Annotated in this window: 1 protein-coding gene; it reads left to right on the top strand. The window is 53.3% G+C overall.

Annotation, left to right across the window (positions count from 1 at the left end):
- Positions 1 to 14: 14 nt before the first annotated feature.
- Positions 15 to 1,137, top strand: a 1,123-nt coding sequence (gene uxaC / locus D6029_RS22365) for a glucuronate isomerase (RefSeq protein ID WP_120066850.1), incomplete at its 3' end; no start/stop codon positions are given.

Raw genomic sequence — 1,137 nt, 5'->3', positions numbered from 1 at the left:
CAGAGGAACCTACAATGGCCCAGTTTATGACTGAAGATTTTCTTCTTGATACCGAATTCGCCCGCCGTTTGTACCATGAGTTTGCAGCCGATCAGCCAATCTTTGACTATCACTGCCACTTGCCACCGCAGCAGGTTGCTGAAGACTACCGTTTTAAAAACCTGTATGACATCTGGTTAAAAGGTGATCACTACAAATGGCGCGGCATGCGTGCGAACGGTGTGGAAGAGCGTCTGTGTACTGGCGATGCGTCTGACCGTGAGAAGTTCGATGCCTGGGCTGCGACTGTTCCGCACACGATTGGTAACCCGCTGTACCACTGGACTCACCTTGAACTGCGTCGTCCGTTCGGCATCACCGGCAAACTGCTGTCGCCAACCACTGCTGACGAAATCTGGAACGAATGTAATGAGTTGCTGACTCAGGACAACTTCTCTGCGCGCGGCATCATGAAGCAGATGAACGTGAAAATGGTCGGCACCACTGATGACCCAATTGACGATCTGCGTTTCCACCGTCAAATCGCGCTCGACGCGTTTGAAACCAAAGTGCTGCCAAGCTGGCGCCCGGATAAAGCATTCAACATTGAGCAAGGCACTTTCGTTGAATACATGGGCAAACTGGCGGAAGTTTCTGATACCGATATCCGTCGTTTCAGCGACCTGCAAACTGCACTGAGCAAGCGTCTGGACCACTTCGCGGCACACGGCTGTAAAGTTTCCGACCACGCATTAGACGTTGTTCTGTTTGCCGAAGCAGACGAAGCAACTCTCGACGGCATCCTGGCGCGTCGTCTTTCTGGTGCGACCCCAACCGAGCACGAAACTGCACAGTTCAAAACTGCGGTTCTGGTTTGGCTGGCGGCTGAATACACCCGTCGCGGCTGGGTTCAGCAGTACCACATTGGCGCGCTGCGTAACAACAACCTGCGCCAGTTCAAACTGCTGGGGCCGGATGTGGGCTTTGACTCGATCAACGACCGTCCGATGGCTGAAGAACTGTCTCGCCTGCTCAGCAAGCAAAACGAAAACAACGAACTGCCAAAAACCATTCTGTACTGCCTGAACCCGCGCGATAACGAAGTGCTTGGCACCATGATCGGCAACTTCCAGGGTGAAGGTATGCCAGGAAAAATGC

This window comes from Buttiauxella izardii, assembly GCF_003601925.1.
In the GTDB taxonomy this organism is placed as follows: Bacteria; Pseudomonadota; Gammaproteobacteria; order Enterobacterales; family Enterobacteriaceae; genus Buttiauxella; species Buttiauxella izardii.
Note: the sequence above shows the minus strand (reverse complement) of the source record. Positions and strands in the feature narration are given on the sequence as shown.